Raw genomic sequence first — 23228 nt, forward strand, 5'->3', positions numbered from 1 at the left:
GAATAGCGAAAGTCATCGGTGATTAGTCAAGAGTCAATGAGTTAATCATTTTTTGATTGTTGAAAACTGGTCTAAATCAGGTTCAGGTTAACTTAGTTTAAACTTGCTCTCATAAAATCACACTTTGCTCATAGTGGCTTTAATTTGTGCTATTTATGAAAGATATACTCAAAGCTTCATCTAGTAAGGATTTGAATAATTGCCAAGTTTGCACGGAGATAATGCAGCTTGTGTAGTTAATGTCTGTTTTTTTAATGAAAACTTAAGATTTTTGACATATTCACTTTTAAGGGGCGATCGCTCGTATTGTAGAAAATGAATAATAGCTGTTTGGCTATTTTGCGATTCCTTCCTGGAGGTTGTCTTCCATGAATCTTTTGACCAATCTGCTTCGTTCCCTACTAGTGACGATTATTTTTAGCTTTGTCGCTCCGATGTTGTTTATTGGCGGTACTTTGCTGATATTGTCTTGTCTGGGCTACTTTCCTGGTTTACAAGTAGTCACCGAAGCAAGTGCCAAGGGTATATTACATTTTCTTGCCATTTTTGGTAGTGGAACTCCTTTACGCGGGTTGTTAATTATCAGCTTAACTTGGAGCTTTGTCGGAGCTTTGTTTGATACTTATGCTTATTATAGATGTCAAATTTTACGCATAGATTCTTAAGTAAAGAATCAGCGATCGCTAAGTGATTATCAACAGTAAATCAGCCAAAACTCTTGTAGATAAGATAATATGGCAGCTAGACATTTAAATTATTAGCTCGATGCTCGTAAAATAATATAGTTAAATTTAATACATATATTTGAAAATTCAAAATCATGAGTTGCTCAAAATTAGCAACTAAACTGTTAGAGCATGTATATAAATGAGATGATAAATTTTTAGGTAGCGAGCATTTAGCAAAGCCTAACATCAAGCCGTCTTTTGATTGTCTACTATAAAATGCTGAATAGCAGAATGTCCATTTATTTGACCTCTGGGCATTTTATAGTGAGATTATATAAGAGGTTTGTTGACTGCACATGGTTTGGCCGTTTAAGTCTAAGTTTCGTAAACAAATTGCTCGGATTGAAATTACGGGTGCGATCGCTAGTGGCACACGCAAGCGAGTTTTAGAATCATTAAAAACCGTAGAAGAGAAGAAATTTCCTGCCTTACTTTTACGTATTGATAGCCCTGGTGGTACAGTTGGAGACTCCCAAGAAATTTACAGCGCACTCAAGCGGTTGCGCGAAAAAATCAAAATTGTCGCCAGTTTTGGTAATATTTCCGCTTCAGGTGGTGTCTACATTGGTATGGGAGCCGAACATATCGTCGCTAACCCGGGAACAATCACCGGGAGCATTGGTGTAATTTTGCGCGGTAATAACTTGGAACGCTTGCTAGAAAAAATTGGTGTTTCCTTCAAAGTAATCAAATCTGGGCCGTACAAAGATATTTTGGCATTTGATCGGGAATTAACAGAACCAGAACAACATATCTTGCAAGAATTGATTGACACCAGCTATCAACAGTTTGTGCAAACAGTTGCCGATGCTCGGTCTTTAACAGTAGACACTGTGAGAAGCTTTGCTGATGGCAGGATTTTTACCGGGCAGCAAGCTTTAGAATTGGGAATTGTAGACCGCCTGGGAACAGAAGAAGAAGCACGTCGCTGGACAGCAGAACTGGTTGGTCTTGACCCCGAAAAAACCCAATGCTTCACCTTAGAAGAACCGAAACCATTTTTAAGTCGCTTTCTCCCCGGGAGTCGTCAGGTTTCCTCAAAATTGGGTGCTGGTGCTGACTGGCTGGAATTTGAAATGTCTACTAGTGGTCTGCCATTGTGGTTATATAGACCATAAATTTTAATAGTCATTGGTCATCAGCCAATGACTATTGACTGTTAAGTGTTAACTGAATCAAGGAGGATTTTTGGCGTGGAGTGGCAAATGCGAGCGATTCGTGGAGCAACAACGGTTGCAGAAAACACGATTGAAGCCATGCGAGAAGCGGTAACAGAACTGCTAGATGAATTAGAGCAACGAAATCACATTCAACCAGAGGATATGATTAGCGTGACTTTTTCCGTCACACGCGATTTAGATGCGATTTTTCCGGCGGCGATCGCTAGAAAACGTCCTGGTTGGGATAACGTCGCTATGTTGGATGTACAACAAATGCACGTCGAAGGCAGTTTACAACGCTGCATCCGCTTTTTAATTCACGCTTATTTGCCTACTTCTGCACCAATTCAACACATTTATTTGCGTCACGCCTCAAATTTGCGTCCAGACTGGAGTTTACCCCAGACTTTACAAAAATCACAGTCAGTTATTGAGTCAACAGTTTAGATTGCTCCAGCAGCTTATTTTTGACTTTGTTGAAAACTAATTTCCTGAGAGTTTACAGGGACAAAACCAGCCTGTGCGATCGCCTGTTGTCCTTGGTCAGTTAGCAACAGTTTGGCATAGGCTTCTCCGGCTTGCTGTTCTCGTCCTTGATTTTGCTTAACAATTACATACAACGCAGAAATCAGAGGGTAACTGCCATTTTGGATAACTTTGATATTGAGGCGATTTCTTTGTTGTGGACACTGATTGGACGGCGTTACTGGTTCGCTATAAAGAGAAACCAGTTTTTGAGAAGTCAAACCCAAGGGTAGTAACTTGGCATTACACTGATAGACTACTCCTCTGGCAGAAGCATAATATAAACTGCCAGGAGTTGTTTTGATGCGTCTTAGTGCTTCGGTTGTGGAATAAACATACTGGACGCGTGAACTCAAACTTTGCTTGTCAGCAGATTTATCAGGAAACAATAATGTATCTGCATTTTCCGGCGATTGAGACAAAGGAACAATCGGCAGATTTGGCCCACCTACTTGTTGCCAATTAGTAATTTGTCCCAGGTAAATTTGCTGCAATTGGTTCACAGTTAAACCAGAAACTGGAAGTTCGGGATTAACTACTACCCCTACTGCATCAAGACCTACTTGACGTTGTGCAAGTTTTAACCCTTGTTTTTGCGCCTGGGTTTGTTCTGCGGAACTCAGAGGCCGGGAAGATTCTGTAAAGTCTAATTTTCCTTCCAGCAACATTTTAATGCCTGTACCAGAACCAGGACTTCCCACGGCGGGATTTACGTAAACTAATTGAAATTCTGGGCGAATATGTTGGATTTGTGAATTGACGAGTTGTCGAATCGGCGCCCAAGCTGTACTTCCCCCATAATTGAAAGTATCCATCGGTACGTTAGGTACGCCGGCAAAGCTTGAGCCAGTGCGGTTAGTTCCCGGAAACTGCTGAGAAGCAGACACCGCATAATCATGATCGTAAGTACGCGGCCTTAACCAGAACCACAGACCGCCAATAACTACCAGCGTCATCACTTTTCCAATGATCAAGCCTCTGATCATTTGAATCGCGTCTGTGCTGAGTGAAGCAGATTTTCTGCTAGTTTTGCTCATTTAAATTTAAATTTATATAAAGTATTTTCTAATAAAAACTATATATTAAATCTATATGTGAATGCACTTAAGTAAGATTACCGAAACTAACCGTTAGGTTCATCATATGATGTTAACTAAGCTACTAGGAGAACGTTACCAGGTTGTGCAAGTTTTGAGCCAAGGAATGTTTTGTAAAACTTACATAGCCAGAGATACATTGCTGCCTGATCACCCTACTTGTGTGGTCAAACATTTTTTACCTAGTAGTGAAATATTGATTTCAGAAAATATCCGTCAAAGACTATTTAAGCGAGAAATAGCTGCTTTAGAAAAATTGGGTGATTATGATTTAGTTCCCCATCTTTTGGCTTATTTTGAGGATGAACGAGAATTTTATTTAGTCCAAAAATTTATTGCCGGACACACCTTAAGTGCAGAACTTCATCCTGGTTATCGCTGGGGTGAAAGTAAAGTGATTCAACTGTTACAAGAGGTTTTAGAAATTCTTAAATTTATCCATACTCAAGGGTTAATCCATCGAGATGTCAAGCCCAGCAATATTATCAGGAGACAACAAGATCAGCGTTTGGTTTTGATTGATTTTGGTGCAGTTAAGCCAATTTTGACGCAATTAATTAAAGACCCAAAAAATTCTTTATCTGTTGAACATTCTACAATTGCGATCGGAACCCCAGGCTATATGCCTAGCGAACAACAGCGAGGTAGACCACAACCAAGCAGCGATATTTATGCCTTAGGGATGATTGCTATTCAAGCACTTACAGGTAAACATCCTACACAATTATTAGAAGATAATCAAACAGGAGAAGTTGTTTGGGAACATTTAGCTGAAATTAATCTGGAGTTAGCTGTAGTAATTAACAAAATGGTTAGTTACAACTTTCAAGACAGATACAAATCAGCAACCGAAGTCTTAGAAGCAATACAACCATTTTTGCATTTAAAAACTGCCATCAAAGATACAGATTCTACTCTGATTTCACCATTAAATCCTCAAGAGGCTTTATTTCCAGATCAGACTCATCCAATTGTTCCATTTTCCCACGCTCAGACAAATAAGCTGGATATTTCTGAAGTTACTAAAAAATATCCTATGATTATAGGGTTAGTAATTGGAGTAGTTTCGGGATTGATTCTGTTGCTAGTAAGTTACTGGTCTATACAGTTAATCATTTTTCCAGAAAATAAAATTCAAAATTCTCTACCGAGAAAATCAGGCATTACTTATGAGCTTTGAGAAATTTGAATGCTGATAAATCGGAATCTCTATAAAAAATTTTGTACCTGCTTGTGGCTGAGACTCAAACCAAAGCTTGCCGTGATGTTTTTCGTTAATAATTTGATAGCTAATTGATAATCCTAAGCCTGTACCTTTACCAACAGGTTTAGTTGTAAAGAAAGGATCAAATAATTTTGATTTGTTTTTTTCGGGAATACCAATACCATTATCAGCTATGGTAATCATGATAGAATTATTTGATTTTATCTGCGTTTGAATCAAGATAGTTTTAGGCTGATTTCTTATCTCTGGGTTTCTAGCTTTGTAGCTATTTTCTTCTAAGCTATCAATAGCATTGATTAATAAATTCATAAATACTTGGTTGAGTTGCCCAGCATAGCATTCAACTAATGGTAACTGTGCATATTCTTTAATAACTTCAATCTCTTTTCTAGTGGAATTAGCTTTAATTCGATGTTGCAAAATCATTAAGGTGTTATCTATACCTTCGTGAATATTCACAGCTTTAAATTCTGCTTCATCTAATCGGGAAAAGTTACGCAGCGATTTGACAATTTCCCGAATCCTCGTCGTACCAATCTCCATTGAATAGATAACTTTGTTCAAGTCTTCGTACAGAAATTCTATTTCAATTTCATCAACTTCTGCTTGTAACGCTTTAGGTGGATTGGGATAATGTTGTTGATAGGATTGAATTAATCTTACTAAGTCTTGAGTATATCCTCTGACATGATTGAGGTTTCCATAAATAAAACTGACTGGATTGTTAATTTCGTGGGCTACACCTGCTACCATTTGTCCCAAAGCTGACATTTTTTCCGTTTGTACTATTTGAGATTGAGTACGATGTAACTCTTCTAGGGTGTGTTGCAGACGTTGATTATTTTCTCTTAATTCTTGAGTGCGTTCGGCGACTTGATTTTCTAAGGTTTGACTGTAGGCTTCTAACTGTTGGTTGGCTTGTTGCTGTTTGGCTAATAGGTGATTAATGGCGTAAATTAGTTGATTAAACGAGGTAGCTAAAACACCAACTTCATCCTCGCAAGTTATGGCTACTTGCTGATCAAAATCAGAATTGAGGATTGAAGTTTGTACTACATTTGTCAGATTTTGAAGCGGTTGAGCGATCGCTCGACTGGTGTAAAATGCCAACAAAGCGGCAATCATCACAGATAATAGCAGGCTGGTAATAATAATTTGCGATCGCAGTTTTTGTGCAGATTTGATGATGCTAGCTGCTTCAGCATACTCGCTAGCAGCACGGTCAACCATCTGCGTCAAGTCATCAGAGAATCGATTAATTTGAAATACTTCTGGACTATTACTAAAGCTAATGAGTTTCTGTTTTGCTGTCTCAATATATTCTGGCTGGACATTGTTTAAATTAAGGGAATTCAGCAATTCTTCAACTTTGAGTAAATATGCTTCTGGAACCCCTTGGTAAGTCTGCATAAAATTTTCGACTTTAGCAATTTCCTCATCCGAATCATACTTGGGGTCTGGTTTTCCTTCCGCAACTTGCAAAGCTAACCAGGCTTTTTTAAATTCAACAATAGATGTTTTGAGTTCAAAATATTCTTGCTGTAAAAGTTTGGGATTACCTAGTAAAGCAACTAGTTGTTGTCTTTTGTTGCGTGTTGTGAGTTCAGCAATTTTTAGGTTGTTGACTAGCCTAATCTCCTGAAGCGCGTCTTCTTGCGATTCAATTGCGACTTGATTGTAATAATCTCCCAGCTGCAAACCTCCACAGGTTCCCAAAACTGCCACACTTAAAGCAATTCCATATCCGCAAGCAATTTTTTGTCCTACCTTTAAACGGTGCGGCCACGAAAGAATTTTTGAGTAAGAAAGTGTTTTCCAATCAGACTTTCGGACTGATGAGCTTGAGTTGAGAGCAGCCATATCTAAGAGTTTTAGGATAGTAGGTTATCCGCACTTTAAGCTAATATGATGACAAGTTTGACTTAAAGTGATTAAGCCTATTATTCCCAGTAGCTATTTATAATTACTCAAGATTCATCAGTATTATTATGTGATTTTAATCACTCAATATTTATCATGATTGTGCTTGAGATTGCTGGTATGTATGAGTTTATCAGTCTAATATTAGCAGGTACTTATACCACTTTGAACTTTATAAGATTTAAGTCAGAATTCAGCACTCAGGAGTCAGAATAGTTCTGGATGCTTCTACTCTTCTGATTCCTGAATCGCGCCTTGATTTATTCTTTGGAGTGATGAAAGCGAATGCCTAAAAAAATGTCATAAACAAATTCCCAAAAATCTTTTTTTTGTAATAATCCTGATGTTTGGTAACAACCTTTTTCATCCAAAAGCGGTTTCATTTTATAGTATGCAGGCTGATAGTTATACCAAGGAATCGAAGGCCATAAATGATGCACTAAATGATAGTTCTGCCCCATAATCAAGATGTTTAAAAATGGGTTGGGGTAGACACGGGCATTTTTCCAGCGATCGCGTTCTACAAATGGGCGATGTGGCAGATAATCAAAAAATAGTCCTAGTGCTATGCCAACTATGAATGCTGGGATAAACCAAAAATTCAGGATGTAACCTAAAAAGTGATACTGAATTGAGATATAAAAAATACTCACGACAATCAAGCGGCTAATAAACCACTCCCATAGCTCATACTTGCGCCAAAGTTGCCGTTTAAAGAAAAACACTTCATGGTACAAAAAGCGTACAGCAATCAACCACAAAGGCCCACCCGTCGAAACATAATGGTCTGGGTCATCTTTAGGGTGATTGACATGAGCGTGATGCTGTAAATGTACCCGCGTAAATACAGGAAAAGCAAAAGCTAACATCAACGCACTACCATGACCTAAAATGGCATTGATGACGCGGTTACGATGCGCCGATTGATGGCAAGCATCGTGAATCACTGTTCCTGAACAATGTAAGGCTAAAGTGTTAGTACAGAAACACAACCAGTGTGGCCATGCCCACAACCAGTAGCCAAAATTCGATAACACTAGCATTGTCACTGCTGCTAAAAATAGCAGCATTGTGGGGCTAAAATTACCGGCAGGCTCTAAAAACTCCTTGGGCGGGACTTTTAATGTTTTTTGTTCTGCCTCCAACGCCAGCATTCTTAACTCCTCGTTTACCAAACATTACGAATATACGATAAATATTAGTGAACAATAAAGTTTTACAAAGTTTTGTATAGCAATATTTATCTGCATATTTTGATAAATGACGTTATCATTCCAGACGAAACCCAAGTATTTGCTGATGCAGTAGGGTGTGTCACTCAAATCCCCAGTAGTGGATATCAATAAATCAACCCTGGGAAAGAGGACACCAAGATTAGTGTACGATAGCTATTCTGTCCTCTAGTTCCTATGGAAAATCAGAGGGAAAAATAAGTAATCATTTGTCTAATTCCACTCTTTATCTGCCCCTCGCTAACTGCTTAAATTGATTGATGTGGCAGTAACGGAATACAGCATCTCCCTTAACTTACTATGACTGCTTAATAAGCTCCCTAAACTCAGCCCCTATGCAATTAAGAGATTCTTTACGTCGGACAAAAATTGTCGCTACAATTGGCCCCGCCACCAGCAGCCCAGAAATGCTCAAGGCGATTATCGAAGCAGGCGCAACCACACTGCGGCTTAACTTTTCTCACGGTACTCATGCCGACCATCAGCGTAATATTCGCTTAATTCGGCAAACTGCTTTTGAACTAAATCAGCCAGTGGCAATTTTGCAAGACCTCCAAGGGCCAAAAATTCGCTTGGGGCGGTTTGAAAATGGATCTATAGTTTTAGCAAAAGGCGATCGCTTTATCCTCACCAATCGTCAAGTAGTCGGTACGCAAGAAATTAGCTGCGTCACCTACGAATATTTGGCAGAAGAAGTCCCAGCCGGAGCCAAAATTCTCCTTGATGATGGGCGAGTAGAAATGGTAGTGGAAGAAACTAAGCGCGACAAAGGCGACTTATATTGCCGTGTCACCGTCGGCGGTAAACTGTCTAATAACAAAGGCGTAAACTTTCCGGGGGTTTACTTGTCTATTAAAGCCATGACCGACAAAGACCGCGAGGACTTGATGTTCGGTCTAGATCAAGGTGTAGACTGGGTGGCACTTTCCTTTGTCCGCAACCCCCAAGATTTAATCGAAATCAAAGAATTAATTTCCAGTACAGGTAAACAAGTCCCAGTTATCGCCAAAATCGAAAAACACGAAGCCATTGAACAAATGGAAGCAGTTTTGGCTTTGTGCGATGGCGTAATGGTTGCCAGAGGTGACTTAGGCGTAGAACTACCAGCCGAAGATGTCCCCATACTACAAAAACGGTTAATTGCCACAGCCAACCGCTTAGGCATTCCCATCATCACTGCTACCCAGATGTTAGATAGCATGGTGAGCAACCCCCGCCCCACCCGCGCCGAAGTCTCAGACGTAGCTAACGCGATTTTGGATGGTACGGATGCAGTCATGCTGTCTAACGAAACTGCTGTAGGAAGCTACCCAGTTGAAGCCGTAGCGACAATGGCGAGAATTGCCGAACGCATTGAACAAGAAGAGCGCAACTCAGCCACACGGCAAATCAGAGATAGCCGCCGTTCCATTCCCAACGCCATCAGCCAAGCCGTCGGTCAAATTGCCGAAAACTTGGGTGCAGCCGCAATTATGACCTTAACCCAAACAGGGGCTACAGCGCGCAACGTTTCTAAATTCCGTCCCCACACACCAATTTTGGCAGTCACACCCCATGTCAACGTCGCACGACAGTTACAACTTGTCTGGGGCGTGAAACCACTACTAGTTCTGGGTTTACCCTCTACAGGTCAGACCTTCCAAGCTGCAATTAACGTCGCCCAAGAACATAAATTTCTCTTTGAAGGCGATTTAGTTGTGATGACTGCGGGGACACTGCAAGGGGTTTCTGGTTCCACCGATTTAATTAAAGTGGAAGTAGTCACAGCCATCCTCGGTCACGGAATTGGACTAGGACAAGGTTCTGTGAGTGGTCGCGCGCGAGTTGCTCAAACAGGTATGGATGTGAGTAACTTTAACCCTGGCGACATTTTAGTTGCACCCCGCACTGGGGCTGATTTTGTCGATGCTATTCGCAAAGCTTCCGGCATTATCACCGAAGAAGAAAGCCTCACTAGCCATGCCGCAGTGATTGGCTTGCGTCTAGGTGTACCTGTGATTGTGGGTGTGAAGAAAGCAACACAAGTCATTCGTGATGGTGCGATTCTCACCCTAGATGTGCAACGGGGTTTAATTTATTCTGGCGCAGTAGGGACACCTTAAAAAGGCAAAAGAATTTGCTGATTTGTTAAATAACTACTCTATTTGAGTTTCAAAGTTAACTCGTTCGTAAATCTGGCGATGGGGAATTTGGCAGTTAGCAGCAACTAAAGTTAAAATGCCATCTTCATCGTCAGTTTCTTTAAATAGCCAATTGCCATCAGGCGTTTTACTAAACTGCTCAATGTGAATTTGATATTGGTCAATCAAAATATATTCTTGAAATTCGGCAATGGAGCGATAATAAGTAAATTTATCACCTCTATCTCTGCTACTAGTAGACTTAGAAAGCACTTCAAAAATAATGCAGGGATTTAATACTGTGTCTTTTCTTCCTTCTTGGAAGATAGGTTCATCTTTGATAATTAAAATATTAGGATATGTGTATTCTCGGTAACGAGGAATCCAAAGCCGCAAGTCGCTCAAAAAAACTTCATAAGGCTGTGTTTGTAAGGCTAGTTCGAGTAATCTGCTAAGGTTGCGGATAATGCGATTATGATTAATTGAGCCTCCAGCCATTGGTATAATTTCTCCATCACTATATTCACTGCGGTACTCAGCAGTCTCTTCATGTGCCAAGTATTCCTCAATGGAGTATTGACGGGGGGGAGTCTGCACAACCATAGGATTTATTTAGCTAGGTAACATTAGCCTCATTATAAATAGTGCAATAAAAATGTAGCGATCGCTCGTTTTGTTTTACTGCAACAGATAGAGAGATGGGGAGCGATCGCTATTATATTGATGGTAACGGCGGAACCTCAAAATCATTAAATGAGCCAACATTGTAAGATGAAGCGTTTAAAGCTCTTACTAATTTGGCAGGCATCAAGAGTCAGTAAAGTGGCATTAACTTGCTGTGAAAGTGCAACATAACAAGCATCATAAGCGGAGATATTGTAGTTTATGGCAATATTCACCGCATCCGCCATCAAATCAGCCGTCGAGACAACACGCAAGGGAAAGCTTTTGAGCGTAGTTAAATCAGATGGTACATCTGCAACAGCATAAAGTCTAGCGCGGACATATTTCCAGATGATGTTGCCACACTCAATATAAAACAAGTCTGGGACAAAAATTGCCGTTTGGGGATTAGCAAGGTGAGCAAACAGTTGATCAACTTTTGGCATTAGTGGATCATCCGGTAGAAATTGCTTAATCCCTACACTGGCATCTACAACGCACCTAATAGGAGTAGTCATCTGTCGCGGTCTTCTCGAAGTAATGCTGTACTATCAGGCCATTCTGCATCAGTACGACGACTTTCACGGCGCAGGCGGATTTCTTCTAAAAGTTTTGGTACATTTTTGTATCTTTCGTCTTCTGCTGGCTGTGTTTTTGTCTGCAAAGCTTTCTGCAAGATGGTAATAACTTGAGCATCAACTGAGCTATTTTGAGCTTTAGCTAACTCTTGCAATTGTGCGTATAACTCATCAGGTATATTCAGGTCATGAAGGGTAGCCATTGCTTGACCTCCCAAAAGAATTTATTGGTAATCGTAGCACGATGGAGTTTGGGAGGGGTGAGGGTGCGATCGCACTGAAAAATCAAAGGCGATCGCTTTACTATCTTCACTACTTTTTCTGTGATTTTTCTGTTAGAGATTTTATTGGTGTTTTTAGTAAAAACCAATCGAGATAAAGTACAAGAATCTGCATTTTCAGAAAGTTGTTGGCACTTTTGATGTTTGCATCACTCAGTAGCCATTTACAAAACTTTTCTAGCAGTATTCCAGCAACTACTTCAATAGACTTATTAATAACCAAAGGGATTAGTGTTTCTAGCATTGCGATTTCCTCAGCAGCTTGACTGAGTTCAATGTCACAATTTTCTTTTGTAGCTAATTATTTGACCTATCTTGACTTAGCCTGACTTACACTGAGTTAACTCCACATTTTGATAAAAACTTTGGCTACACTGGCTTATAAGTAATTGTGAGAGTAGTAAATGTCTATACCAGAGGACTTTCTTAAGCAACTGGAGCAATACAGTGAATTGTCGCATCGAGAGAAAGAAGTTTTTCTGGAAATATTCGGTCGCAGTAAAAGTCGAGTCCAGGTCACTCAAGAATTAAATATTTCTGAAAGTAACCTCAGCACTTGCCTTACAGGTATTTACAAAAAATTTAGTATCACTGGACATGGCCCTGTTAAAGAAAGCCGCTTACGTGAGCATCTGAGCAAGAAATACTCACAGCAACGACCTTCTGGTCATTTAATTACAGATGATATATATGATTCTATTGATGCCTTAGTGCAAGAAATCCGCAAACAAGTCAAACCCTACATAAAAGAGAAGTATGGAACCATGAGGGTATTAGATATGCCTAAACCGATTAAGCTAACAGGAAAACAAGGTATTTACACAAATGTCAATATTCTGGAGAAAATAACAGGACGAAGACGACTTAAGATTGCGGAACTAATGCAAAGCTGTGATCATGATAACTTTGAGCGGCTTGGACTTAGCCACGTAAAACAGAAGCAGGTATCGGGATTAGAGGCTGTGCAGCGTTATAGTAAGCTAATGGTTTTAGGCAAACCAGGAGCAGGAAAAACTACTTTTTTAAAATATCTGGCAATGCAGTGTATTGAGGGAAATTTTCAAACAAACAGAGTTCCCCTGTTTATCACTCTAAAAGACTTTGCAGAAGTACCTAAAAAACTAGATATTTTGGAATTTATCGCTGAACAATTGTCAAGCTGTGGGGTAACTCATGCCAGTGTAACAGTAGAAAAACTGTTGAAACAGGGTAAGGCATTAGTATTGCTGGATGGGTTGGATGAAGTACGAGAGGAAGACACCAAGCGTGTTTTACGACAAATTAGGGAATTTTCTGACCTGTTTCACACCAATCAGTTTGTACTTACCTGCCGTATTGCTGCCAAAGAATATACATTTGAAAGTTTCACAGAAGTGGAAATGGCAGATTTTGACAAAAAACAAATAGCCGTTTTTGCTCAAAACTGGTTCCAATTAACCGACCCAGTTAAAAGTAAAAGATTTATTCAAAAACTGACGGAGAATCAACCAATTCAAGAACTAGCTAGTAGTCCTTTACTGCTGACATTACTGTGTTTGGTGTTTAGCGATAGTGGAGATTTCCCAGCAAACCGTTCTGAACTTTATAAAGAAGGATTAGATGTATTGTTGAAAAAATGGGATGCCAAACGCAACATAGAAAGGCATCAAGTATATAAAAATTTATCTTTGCATCGCAAGGAAGACTTATTGAGCCAAATTGCTTTGATCGCTTTTGAGCAGAAGGATTATTTCTTTAAGCAAAAAACAGTTGAAGTATATATTGCTGAGTTCATTCGTAACTTACGTGATGCTGACACCGACATAGAAGCTCTCAGGCTAGACAGCGAGGCTGTTTTGAAATCTATTGAAGCGCAACACGGGCTTTTAATAGAACGGGCGAATGGAATTTATTCATTTTCTCATCTAACTTTTCAGGAGTATTTTACTGCCAGAGAAATAGTTGCTAATTTTGCTTGGGAAAGTTTAGTGAAGCATATCACAGATAAACGCTGGCGTGAGGTATTTTTACTAACAACGGAGATGATGCGGAGAGCAGATGAATTAATAATTTTGATGAAGCAGAAAATTGACGAAATATATATAGAAAATGAACAATTACACTTATGTATAGAATTTATTGACCAAAAATCAAAGTTAATAGGAAATCAATATAAACCTGTAGCTGTCAGAGCATTTTATTTTGGATTATTTCATCTATTTACTGGACGAATTAGTTTTGGAGTGAGTTCTGAGGCTATATCTTTTGTTCAATCTACTGACTTACATATAGTCATAGCTCTTGCTTATAGTCAAGAACGAAAACCGATTCTTATTCCTGATCTCAATCTTGAACTTGCCAACATTCTTGGTTTTTCAATTTTTAATGAAGTCAATAAATGCACATTTGATTACTTGCTTGCTTATGCTTATGCTCTGAGTTTTACTTGCCAAGATAGGGATAAAAGTGCTTTTAACTTAGTTATGTTTTTGGACTTGTATCGTGGTATTTCTCTTATTATTAAGTATGCTCAACAATTTGACATTGAACTACAGCGAACACTTATAACTCTAAAGCAACAGCTACCAGAACCGAACCAATATCAAACAAGCTTTTTGCAGTGGTGGAAAGTAAATAGTCAGGATTGGGCAACGAATATTAGGAATGTCATACTTGAATATTTTGGTTTTGATCATGATTGGAAGCCTAAAGAAGAAAAACTTAAAATGGTAGAACAATATTATTATATAAATAAATTACTAATAGATTGTTTGAACAGTGATTGCTATACTAGTCAAAAACTCAGACAAGAAATTGAAAATACTCTGCTGTTACCATTTAATATTTAAAAAATATATAAGCTGAAAAAATATAAATAAAAATAAAGATTAATACAATAAATTTAGAAAAATGTTTGACTTTATTAATTACTACCTGTGAAAAAAGATATTTGCGATCACACTTTTGCTTTTTCAGTTCTTATAGTTAAATTGGGCCAGTTTTTAGATGACAAATCAGAAGTAGCAAAAACCCTTGCTCAACAGTTGTTAAAGTCAGGAACATCGATTGGAGCGAATCTTGGAGAAGCTCAAGCTGCCCAAAGAAAAGCATATTTTATCAGCAAGCTCATGATTACACTACCTAACCTCTTTCTCCTCAATTTTTAATTCCTCAAACGGAGAGGGGGAGATTCGAACTCCCGGAGGTTTTAGCCTCATCCGATTTCAAGTCGGACGCAATCGACCACTCTGCCACCTCTCCAAATTAACTGTCTAGCTTTGCTACCTTACTTTTTTGAGTGAGCAAAAAAGCTGACAGATAATACTATATCTTACATCTGAGCAGGTTGCACTAGTGAAGTCGATCGCTTGTACAAAATTTCTTCAGCAGCGACCTGAAAATCACTACCTACCCAAACTAAGGAAGCCTGTGTCACTTCACCTGCTTCTAGGCAAACAATTGAGAAATTCCGCAGCTTTTCGCCTTCTTTCTCGACAATTCGGGGAACGCTGGCAGCATTTAAGTAAATTATTCCCTCTGGGCTTCTAAAGATGGGTTTTCGGGTTTCTTTTTTGGTGTGCCGCAGTGTGTGGTGCATATGCCCAAATGTCACTAAAGCAATATTTTTACCAGTTGTGATGGCTTGCGAAATCGCTTCGGCAAAATCAGGGTCGCCAAAGTCGCCGCCGATAGGATCCCAATCTTTACCGCAGGGGTCTTCGGGCCTATTGCCTAATCCACTCGGCCCGTTATGACCGAGAAAGATAATCGTGTCGCAGGCTGCACTTTTAACTGATGCAAATATTCGCTCTGCTGATTCTTCCAGAGTTGTCACACCATAACGGTCTTTGCAGATGTCGGCAAATCTCCATTCATGACCGCCCCAGCTAAAAGGACGACCACCAACTACTGTTAAATTCCACTCGGGAAAATCCAGCTTGCTGTAACCAATATGGGCTTTACCTAATAAGTCGAGTTGTTCTTGTACCCAGTCTTCTTTAGTGCGATCGTAGGGACATTTTTTCCGTCCCCATTCTGTGGCTGTATACCAAGCATCGTGGTTGCCCATGACTGCTGCTTTGGGAATTTCCAGAGAAGCGATCGCTCTTACCACTTCCACTGATTCATTACCAAAATCGCCGACAAACAGCACTAAGTCAACACCTAAATGCTTGAGTGCGATGCCATCTTCCACTTCCCATTGGTCGTGAACATCTCCAACCACAGCAATTTTGAGAGTTTTCTGATTAATTTTTTGACTGGTCATGCCGCTTTCCTTGCCCTATATCTCCAGCATAGAAGAGGTCATGGGGAGTAGAGATAAAGGAACCCACAAAAAATAACTTTTAATCTATCACTAATATCAAATTACCATAAACCCCTCTTCTGTTTTTGGTAAAAACTACTATAATTAAATCCACTGGACAAAACAATTGCAACCCAAAGCAACCCTTAACTGTGTTTACAACTGCATTTGCCAAAACAAACCAAACCCAACCGGGTGGGCTACCACTAGATTTATTTGCTGCTATTGAGAATCTCAAAAAAGAACTCAACGCGGTCATCTTAGCGCATTATTATCAAGAGCCAGATATTCAAGATATTGCAGACTTTATTGGAGATTCATTACAACTAGCTAGAGCAGCAGCACAGACGAATGCAGATGTAATTGTGTTTGCTGGTGTTCATTTTATGGCAGAGACAGCCAAGATACTTAACCCTGATAAATTGGTACTTTTACCAGATTTAAATGCTGGTTGTTCTTTAGCAGATAGCTGTCCACCAAAGGAATTTGCTGCTTTTAAAGCTGCTCATCCTGATCATTTGGTAGTTTCATATATTAATTGCTCTGCCGAAATTAAGGCTATGAGTGATATTATCTGCACCAGTTCTAATGCGGTAAAAATTGTACAGCAAATACCAAAAGACCAGCCAATTATTTTTGCTCCAGACCGCAACTTAGGGCGTTATGTCATGGAACAAACTGGGCGGGATTTGGTATTATGGCAAGGTAGCTGCGTTGTGCATGAAACCTTTTCCGAGAAGAAAATTGTACAGTTAAAAATAGCACATCCCGAAGCAGAGGCGATCGCGCATCCAGAATGCGAAAGTAGTGTATTGCGCCACGCTAGTTATATTGGTTCTACAGCCGCTTTACTTAAATATTGTCAAACTAGTCCATCGCAGGAATTTATCGTGGCAACAGAGCCTGGTATTATTCACCAAATGCAAAAACTTGCTCCAGCAAAACACTTTATTCCTGCACCACCGACGACGAATAATTGCAATTGTAATGAGTGTCCGTTTATGCGTCTCAATACTTTAGAAAAACTGTATTTAGCGATGAAAAACCGCACTCCTGAAATTACGATGTCTGAAGATATTCGTGTTGCAGCTTTGCGCCCAATGCAACGAATGTTAGAGATGAGTCTTTAATTATTATTGTAAATACTGTAGAGATGCGATCGCATCTCTACAGATTAGTAATATATTCATCTTTAAATTTCCCTGTGTTGAAAAACTCAAACTTGTGCTTGCTGCTGTCCTTTGCCGTTTTACATGCTGTTAATTAAGATTTCGTTTTACTTTTCTCTGCCTCTTTCTGTGCTGTTTCGCTATATTCTCTGTACAATTTTGTCCGAATTTGCGCTTCTTTATAACGAGTATGAGTACTGGGTACTGCACCCATTAAATCAGATGCTCGTTGCCACTTAGCCGCTAAATCTAACCACTGAATTGAAGTTGTAGCGGTTTTACCGTCGATAGTTGCTTGGTTAGCAATTCTAACAGCAGAACCAAACGGATCAGCTTCTTCTGCAGGATCAACAGTATCATTTTTAGTAGGGCTGACTGCTGATTTAGTTGCCTTAGTCTTGGTTGTAGTAACAGGCTGCGAAGGTTCTACTTGGATGAAGATTTTTAGCTTATCTCCTAACTGAGAATATACAACCCAACCTAACAGCAACAATAAGCCTAAACTTATTGCTACGGGCATTTTGGATTTAGGTGCATATTTATGCTGATTTTTGTTAGCTAAAACTGAAGTCCGAGAAGATTGACCTTTCCGTAAACTAGATTGTGCTAGTTCAGTTGTAGCTTCTGTGAACTCTTCAATAATTTGCTTGAAGGTGTGTGGTTTCGTTAAGGTAATTTCCTGTGACCACAATACTTGATTTTCGCCGTTGTAAATATCTTTGAGCCACAGTAACTGTGCTTCTCGAACAATTCGACTATTAATATTGACTCGGCGAATGTTGCGTGGTGCAATAGATTCCAGAATTTGCTGGATTTTTTCTACTACAGTTGATTGCTCAAGTTGCTCTAGCTGAGATGCTTCACACAAAAGTTGCAACACTCCGTCGGCGAAAATAGCTCTGGTTCTCACACCAGAATCAGCTAGCTTTTCATTTAATAATTGAATAATCGCTGCAACGCTACCTTGGTGAGCTTGCCAAGCAATATCGTTTATCCGGTCTACCATTTCTAGCATTTGAGTTTTCGTGATAGCTGTTTTAACCCTGATTTATTAACGGACTGTTATATTTAGGCTGCTGTTCGGCCGAACTTTAGCTTGTCTTTGATTTTATGAGTAAAAATATGAGTTGCCAAATAAAATCTTGAAAATTCAGCTTCTCTGTGTAATTCCCCAAAATACTCTATCAGTATCAGTCAGCGTCAATTATAAAGGTAACTGATTGATGAAGCATCATAAACATTACTTTCGTAGTATAAAGTTCTGTACGTCTAAATAGTATCAGGATTAATACCGAGCGTTCTTAACTTCTTTTTAAAATTTTTATATGCGACTATATTTATCTGACTTGTTGTTCAACTTTTTACCTTGCTAGTCTTTCCTAGCAGCGTTTATAAATAAATTGGCACATAGTTGCTATTTGTTTATGAGATAGATGCTGCAAAGATAGGATGGATTTAAGTAGGCCTAACTCTTATTAAGTGCGTAAATTTTAAACGTTATATTTATAACTTAATAGTACCGTATTCAATAGTGGTGCGAAGGTGCGATCGGCTGAAAAAGTATAGAGTGGGAGAGGTATTAGTAGCAATATTAGCGATAATTTTTGAAAAAAAAGGTGGGAAGTACCCACCTCAATCTTTCATTTAAACATTCACTTAATTACTCCCATTCGATGGTTCCAGGTGGCTTGGATGTGATGTCGTAAACTACACGATTCACGCCTTTGACTTCATTTACGATGCGGTTAGAAATTACTTCCAACACATCATAAGGGAGACGCGCCCAATCTGCGGTCATACCATCTTCACTAGTAACAATCCGCAGGACAATGGGGTAGGCATAGGTACGCTTATCACCCATCACACCTACACTACGAATTGGTAACAATACAGCAAAGGCTTGCCAAACTTCGTTATATAAACCACGTTGATTAATTTCTTGGCGCACAATTAAATCGGCATCACGCAAAATATTCAATCTTTCGGCGGTGATTTCACCAATAATGCGAATTGCTAAACCAGGGCCGGGGAAGGGTTGGCGTTGGACAATTTCTTCGGGTAAACCAATAGAACGGCCAACTTTGCGGACTTCATCTTTAAATAGTTTCCGCAGAGGTTCAACTAATTTAAATCGCAAATCTTTGGGTAAACCGCCGACGTTGTGATGGCTTTTAATTTTGACTGCTACCCGTTCACCTGTTTGGGGGTCAACGTTGGTATCGGCAGATTCGATGACATCTGGATAGAGTGTGCCTTGGGCTAAATAATCAAAGGGGCCGAGGCGTTTTGATGCTTCTTCAAAGGTGCTAATAAATTCATGCCCGATGCGACGGCGTTTTTCTTCAGGATCTGTCACACCTGCAATGGTATCTAAAAAGCGATCGCGCGCATTCACATATTCTACAGGGATATGAAACTGCTCTTGGAACAATTTCACCAACCTTTCTGGCTCATATTTCCGCATAAAGCCTTGGTCGATAAATACACAAGTCAGTTGATCACCGATCGCTTTATGTAGTAAAAAAGCTAGGGTAGAAGAATCTACACCGCCAGATAATGCCAAAAGTACCCGTTTATCGCCTACTTTAGCGCGAATTTCTCTGATTGCTTCTTCGACAAAGGCAGCAGTCGTCCAAGTGGGTTCGCATTCGCAGATATGATAAACAAAGTTGCGAATTAAGGCTAAACCACCAATGGAATGTACAACTTCGGGGTGGAACTGCACACCATAAAGTTTCTTTTCGTGGTCAGCAACAGCCGCACAGGGGGTATTTTCTGTATGTGCCAAAATTTCAAAACCTGGTGGCATTGTCACCACAGAGTCGCCGTGACTCATCCACATGGTTGTGCCATCTTCGACGTTGGTTAATAAGTCGGTAGGATCATCTATATATAATGAGGCTTTACCATATTCACCGCGATCTGCTTTGGCGACTTCTCCACCAAGTTGGTTTACCATCAACTGCATCCCATAGCAGACACCTAAAATGGGGATGCCTAAATGCCAAATTTCCGGGTCACAGTGGGGAGCTTTTTCACTGTAAACTGAACTCGGGCCACCAGAAAGAATAATGCCTTTGGGGTTCAGTTGCCGCAATTGTTCGGCGGTGGTGCGATAAGACAGAACTTCAGAATATACTTGAGTTTCGCGGATACGTCTGGCTATCAGTTCGGAATACTGAGAGCCAAAGTCTAGAATAATAATCATTTGACGTTCAAGCTGCCTCAAGTCTTCCACTGGTTGAGGTGCTTGTTCGGTTAGTAGAGTCACCGCTGTATTCATGATGGGGGAGTTGAAATTAAGTAGTAGATAGTTGCACAGTGGTCTGACAAAAATACCATCTATTCATCTTAAAAGGCTAGTAAATGGTAAAAAATCCCCTACAAACACGCTTGATAACGGGTTTGCTTTGCCTTTCAATCTCAGATGGTATTAGAAGGAATAACTTAACCTAGAGTGGTTACTGAAAAAGTTACTTATTTGGATTATTAATGATTATTCATAATAAATTAACATAATTTTTCGATCAGCAAACAAGCAGTTTTGCTTTTTACGATAATTTTGCGATCGCGCTCAAAGAGAATTGAGCCGCACACTGGTACTGCTGTATCTCGGTTATTATGGCTTTTCATGTATTCTTGAGAACGCGTATCGATAGTTTCAGCGATCGCACTATAAACTTGATTCACCCAATCACTACCACTACCAGCATCTAATTCTTTTAAATATTTCAGTGCAGCTTCCGCAGTTTCACTATTAAATATTACTTGTATATCTGATGACTTCATCCCTAGCAAAGCGCAGTGGGCTGCTAAAATTTCTCGTCGCCCATCGGCTAAATGATGATGAGTGTGAAATATTCCCCCAGCTAGTTTTAGCAACTTGCCGTGATAGCCAAACAATAAGATTTCTTTAACACCCAAAGCATTCGCTTCGACTAACATCGGCCCCAACCAGTTAGCAGTTTTTACTAGTTGTTCAGGATTAATACCGAGTTTTCGCGCTAAATCTAAGCCGTTTTCACCAATGCAAAATACCAAGCTGCTAAAACTACTGGCTTTTTGTTGTAATTCGACGCGAAAAGAGCTTAACTGATCGGGTGAACTTAAAGGTTGAGAAATTCCGGTTGTACCTAACAAAGAAAGTCCTTCGACTACACCAAAAGCAGCATTAGAAGTGCGAACCGCCAGCGATCGCCCGAAAGGTAAAATAATCGTTACGGTGATTTTTTCACCTGTTGCTAGCAGCCGCCGCAAATTTTCTTGTAATAACCTTTGGGCATAACTATAAATTGCTGGTTGTTCTCCTGTATGGAGAATTTTACCGATCCCTTCCCCACCTTTAATTGTCACCGTTTCTTCACCTTCACCACCCCATTCGACCATTGCCCAAATCGGTGTATCGCGGGTAAGGTCAAGATTATCACCAGGGTCACTCCGGGTAATTGCCAAAGCCAGATTTTCCGCTAGACCAGATACCTGTTCAATTGGTATTTCTACGATTTGTGGCGGTGTAATTAAATCCACCGCCACAACTTTTAACGGCTGACGCTGGCGTAACCAATGTAACGCCGCCACAGCCGCCGCACAAGCAAACACAGGTAAAGTGTATCCAGCCTTACTCATTCATCAACAACATAATATTTCACACTTCACACTTCATACTTCATACTTCACACTTCACACTTCATACTTCACACTTCACACTTCACACTTCACACTTCATACTTCACACTCCCACCTCTGCTAATAAAGCTTGCATTGCTTCCCAAGAGATGCCTTTTTCAATATAGCGGGGTGCTTCAGGATTATAAGGGCTGGCAATGCGATCGATACTGATAATTGTGGCAGCATCTAGTAACACAGGTACATCTGGATCGAAGGCAGTGGGGCGCATCAAAGAACTAGAAAAACCTTTGAAGACGGCAATTTTATCTTGTTCATCAGCTATTTCCACCGCGATGAGTAAGACTTCTTGGGGACGTTTGATGGTGTATTGTTCTAGCCGCTTGCCAATGGAATTATTCATCAAATTGGATGCAATGATAGCTAATTACTGTGGTGTAGCCGAGCGTCCTTGTTTGCCCAGCTTAAATAAAACAAAATAGCTTAAGTAAAGCACATAAATCACTAGACAGACGATTCCCAGAAAACCCAGAAATCCAGGCTTGCTGTTGTGATGGAAATAATCTTTGAAGAGTAAGGGGGCTTCAAACCAGACTCGACAATAGGGACTTTTAATGGCTGTTGCTGAAAAAGCGCAACCGATAAAGGGGATAAAAGCGATCGCACCTAAAAGACAATAAACTGATACAGCCCAACGCCAAGAGGTAAAAATTAACTTTAACGGGCCGCTAGGTTGATACTCAATTTCATCATTGAGATCGACCCAGAACCATAAAGAAATGGGAATCAGAATATTTGCTATCAATCCCGAAATAAAGCTGACTGGATATTCCGCAATCATTAAATAAATTGTAATGACCAAAAGGCTGGCAATTCGCCAGTAAATCATTAACAGGCGTTGAATTCCTTCTGCCTTCTGCACAAATGCCCAAATTAACAAAATTAAAGGAATAACTAACGTAAATAATACCCCCAGTCGGTAATCAGTCCAAATATAGGGGCGGAACCAAACTTCTTGCATTGTTTTTGCCAGACGATAAATAAAAAGTTTGCATGAAGATGCAGATATTTACTATAACGGATACTTCAGCAAAGACTTTTGGTGGAAATAGGTAATTCTGATGCTGGCACTAAACGCTGACTGGAATTTACCCATCTCTCTAAATATGATGCAAAAAAACAAGCAACTTGTATATCTTTTACTTTCATGAGCTTGTACAAACTTACGGCTGATATAGGGTAAGTTGTGCCACACACCCCAAAAAGCATTAAGGTACAAGGTCTTAATTCGTAAATAGATTTTGGTTGCTTGCCTCTGGGATGAATGGAAAATTGACCCAATTTAAGGTTTATTCATCATAAACACGGCACTCAGCCGCTTCTGGATTATCATCGCAGTACTGTTCCAAAGAATTTTTTGGCTTAGTTTGACGCTGGTGAGAGGCTTCAGCTTGCAGCTCTTCAACTGCATCCCAAGCAGCTGCACACTCAGCAGAATTGCTACCGGAGATATCGCAGACAGCACGAGCTTGTTCTACTTCTGCTTGAATTTGTTCTTGGATATCAACTTTTGCTTTGGTTTCGCTCATAGCTTTTGCTTTGCTTTGTTGTGTGTTGTT

23 protein-coding genes and 1 tRNA gene are annotated in these 23228 nt (G+C 39.9%); 8 read left to right on the top strand and 16 right to left on the bottom strand.

What is annotated here, in order from left to right; translation table 11 throughout:
• The first annotated feature begins 368 nt into the window (after nucleotides 1–368).
• The 3 genes from H6G69_RS08775 (at nucleotide 369) to aroH (ending at nucleotide 2335) form a co-directional block, all read left to right on the top strand.
• Complete coding sequence (locus H6G69_RS08775) at nucleotides 369–665, top strand: hypothetical protein (RefSeq protein ID WP_190684682.1); 297 nt, start codon at nucleotides 369–371, stop codon at nucleotides 663–665.
• Nucleotides 666–1024: 359 nt separating this feature from the next.
• Nucleotides 1025–1846, top strand: a complete 822-nt coding sequence (gene sppA, locus H6G69_RS08780) for a signal peptide peptidase SppA (RefSeq protein ID WP_190684685.1) — start codon at nucleotides 1025–1027, stop codon at nucleotides 1844–1846.
• Between the two features lie 87 nt (nucleotides 1847–1933).
• The gene (gene aroH / locus H6G69_RS08785) at nucleotides 1934–2335 is read left to right on the top strand and encodes a chorismate mutase (RefSeq protein WP_199335841.1); all 402 of its coding nucleotides are present in this window, start codon (nucleotides 1934–1936) and stop codon (nucleotides 2333–2335) included.
• Nucleotides 2336–2349: 14 nt separating this feature from the next.
• Here aroH and H6G69_RS08790 read toward each other — a convergent pair whose 3' ends face one another.
• Nucleotides 2350–3450 carry a PstS family phosphate ABC transporter substrate-binding protein gene (locus tag H6G69_RS08790; protein WP_190684691.1) on the bottom strand — a complete coding sequence of 367 codons (1101 nt, stop codon included), beginning with the start codon at nucleotides 3448–3450 and terminating at the stop codon, nucleotides 2350–2352.
• Nucleotides 3451–3559: 109 nt separating this feature from the next.
• Here H6G69_RS08790 and H6G69_RS08795 point away from each other — a divergent pair, with 109 nt between their 5' ends.
• Nucleotides 3560–4690, top strand: a complete 1131-nt coding sequence (locus H6G69_RS08795; RefSeq protein ID WP_190684847.1) for a serine/threonine-protein kinase — start codon at nucleotides 3560–3562, stop codon at nucleotides 4688–4690.
• Here H6G69_RS08795 and H6G69_RS08800 read toward each other — a convergent pair.
• Together H6G69_RS08800 and crtR are read right to left on the bottom strand one after the other, a co-directional pair.
• Nucleotides 4667–6595, bottom strand: a complete 1929-nt coding sequence (locus H6G69_RS08800) for a sensor histidine kinase (RefSeq protein WP_190684694.1) — start codon at nucleotides 6593–6595, stop codon at nucleotides 4667–4669. The two genes, H6G69_RS08795 and H6G69_RS08800, sit on opposite strands and share 24 nt — an antisense overlap.
• A 320-nt stretch (nucleotides 6596–6915) precedes the next feature.
• Nucleotides 6916–7809: a beta-carotene hydroxylase gene (gene crtR / locus H6G69_RS08805; protein ID WP_190684697.1), complete on the bottom strand. Its 894-nt coding sequence runs from the start codon at nucleotides 7807–7809 to the stop codon at nucleotides 6916–6918.
• A 413-nt stretch (nucleotides 7810–8222) separates the two neighbouring features.
• Here crtR and pyk point away from each other — a divergent pair, with 413 nt between their 5' ends.
• Nucleotides 8223–9989 (top strand): pyruvate kinase, encoded by a 1767-nt coding sequence (gene pyk / locus H6G69_RS08810; RefSeq protein ID WP_190684700.1) that lies wholly within the window; start codon nucleotides 8223–8225, stop codon nucleotides 9987–9989.
• A gap of 33 nt (nucleotides 9990–10022) precedes the next feature.
• Here pyk and H6G69_RS08815 read toward each other — a convergent pair whose 3' ends face one another.
• From H6G69_RS08815 to H6G69_RS08830, 5 genes are all read right to left on the bottom strand, one after another.
• Nucleotides 10023–10610, bottom strand: coding sequence for a Uma2 family endonuclease (locus tag H6G69_RS08815; protein WP_190684703.1), 588 nt, complete (start codon nucleotides 10608–10610; stop codon nucleotides 10023–10025).
• A 146-nt stretch (nucleotides 10611–10756) separates the two neighbouring features.
• Nucleotides 10757–11188: a type II toxin-antitoxin system VapC family toxin gene (locus H6G69_RS08820; RefSeq protein WP_242072011.1), complete on the bottom strand. Its 432-nt coding sequence runs from the start codon at nucleotides 11186–11188 to the stop codon at nucleotides 10757–10759.
• Complete coding sequence (locus H6G69_RS08825) at nucleotides 11185–11451, bottom strand: hypothetical protein (RefSeq protein ID WP_190684706.1); 267 nt, start codon at nucleotides 11449–11451, stop codon at nucleotides 11185–11187. The genes H6G69_RS08820 and H6G69_RS08825 overlap by 4 nt, the downstream gene beginning before the upstream one ends.
• Entirely contained in the window at nucleotides 11430–11561 is a 132-nt protein-coding gene (locus tag H6G69_RS34345; protein ID WP_277883366.1) for a hypothetical protein, read from the bottom strand. The genes H6G69_RS08825 and H6G69_RS34345 overlap by 22 nt, the downstream gene beginning before the upstream one ends.
• A complete protein-coding gene (locus H6G69_RS08830; RefSeq protein WP_190684708.1) occupies nucleotides 11561–11773 on the bottom strand; it encodes a hypothetical protein in 213 nt (70 codons plus the stop codon). Before H6G69_RS08830 ends, H6G69_RS34345 begins: the two co-directional genes overlap by 1 nt.
• 160 nt (nucleotides 11774–11933) lie before the next feature.
• On the opposite strand from H6G69_RS08830, the gene H6G69_RS08835 reads away from it, so the two are divergent.
• Both H6G69_RS08835 and H6G69_RS08840 read left to right on the top strand, forming a co-directional pair.
• Nucleotides 11934–14357, top strand: coding sequence for an NACHT domain-containing NTPase (locus tag H6G69_RS08835; protein ID WP_190684711.1), 2424 nt, complete (start codon nucleotides 11934–11936; stop codon nucleotides 14355–14357).
• Between the two features lie 87 nt (nucleotides 14358–14444).
• Nucleotides 14445–14675 carry a four helix bundle protein gene (locus H6G69_RS08840; RefSeq protein ID WP_190684714.1) on the top strand — a complete coding sequence of 77 codons (231 nt, stop codon included), beginning with the start codon at nucleotides 14445–14447 and terminating at the stop codon, nucleotides 14673–14675.
• A 9-nt stretch (nucleotides 14676–14684) separates the two neighbouring features.
• Here the strand turns inward: H6G69_RS08840 and H6G69_RS08845 are convergent.
• Nucleotides 14685–14769: transfer RNA gene (locus H6G69_RS08845), tRNA-Ser, on the bottom strand.
• A gap of 70 nt (nucleotides 14770–14839) precedes the next feature.
• Nucleotides 14840–15775, bottom strand: coding sequence for a TIGR04168 family protein (locus H6G69_RS08850; protein WP_190684716.1), 936 nt, complete (start codon nucleotides 15773–15775; stop codon nucleotides 14840–14842).
• A 191-nt stretch (nucleotides 15776–15966) separates the two neighbouring features.
• On the opposite strand from H6G69_RS08850, the gene nadA reads away from it, so the two are divergent.
• On the top strand, nucleotides 15967–16944 hold the full coding sequence (gene nadA / locus H6G69_RS08855; protein ID WP_190684719.1) for a quinolinate synthase NadA: 978 nt from the start codon (nucleotides 15967–15969) through the stop codon (nucleotides 16942–16944).
• A gap of 133 nt (nucleotides 16945–17077) precedes the next feature.
• On the opposite strand, the gene H6G69_RS08860 is transcribed toward nadA, so the two are convergent.
• The 6 genes from H6G69_RS08860 to H6G69_RS08885 form a co-directional block, all read right to left on the bottom strand.
• Entirely contained in the window at nucleotides 17078–17989 is a 912-nt protein-coding gene (locus tag H6G69_RS08860; protein ID WP_190684722.1) for a hypothetical protein, read from the bottom strand.
• 654 nt (nucleotides 17990–18643) lie between these two features.
• Nucleotides 18644–20266, bottom strand: a complete 1623-nt coding sequence (guaA, locus tag H6G69_RS08865) for a glutamine-hydrolyzing GMP synthase (protein WP_190684724.1) — start codon at nucleotides 20264–20266, stop codon at nucleotides 18644–18646.
• Nucleotides 20267–20493: 227 nt separating this feature from the next.
• Nucleotides 20494–21609, bottom strand: coding sequence for a cobalt-precorrin-5B (C(1))-methyltransferase CbiD (gene cbiD / locus H6G69_RS08870; RefSeq protein WP_190684727.1), 1116 nt, complete (start codon nucleotides 21607–21609; stop codon nucleotides 20494–20496).
• Between the two features lie 103 nt (nucleotides 21610–21712).
• Nucleotides 21713–22012 carry a hypothetical protein gene (locus H6G69_RS08875; protein ID WP_190684730.1) on the bottom strand — a complete coding sequence of 100 codons (300 nt, stop codon included), beginning with the start codon at nucleotides 22010–22012 and terminating at the stop codon, nucleotides 21713–21715.
• Nucleotides 22013–22036: 24 nt separating this feature from the next.
• On the bottom strand, nucleotides 22037–22630 hold the full coding sequence (locus H6G69_RS08880) for a DUF3177 family protein (protein ID WP_190684732.1): 594 nt from the start codon (nucleotides 22628–22630) through the stop codon (nucleotides 22037–22039).
• Nucleotides 22631–22958: 328 nt separating this feature from the next.
• A complete protein-coding gene (locus tag H6G69_RS08885; RefSeq protein WP_190684735.1) occupies nucleotides 22959–23198 on the bottom strand; it encodes a Calvin cycle protein CP12 in 240 nt (79 codons plus the stop codon).
• Nucleotides 23199–23228 lie beyond the last annotated feature (30 nt).

Origin of the sequence: Nostoc sp. FACHB-110 (assembly GCF_014697425.1) — a bacterium.
Lineage (GTDB): Bacteria > Cyanobacteriota > Cyanobacteriia > Cyanobacteriales > Nostocaceae > Nostoc_B.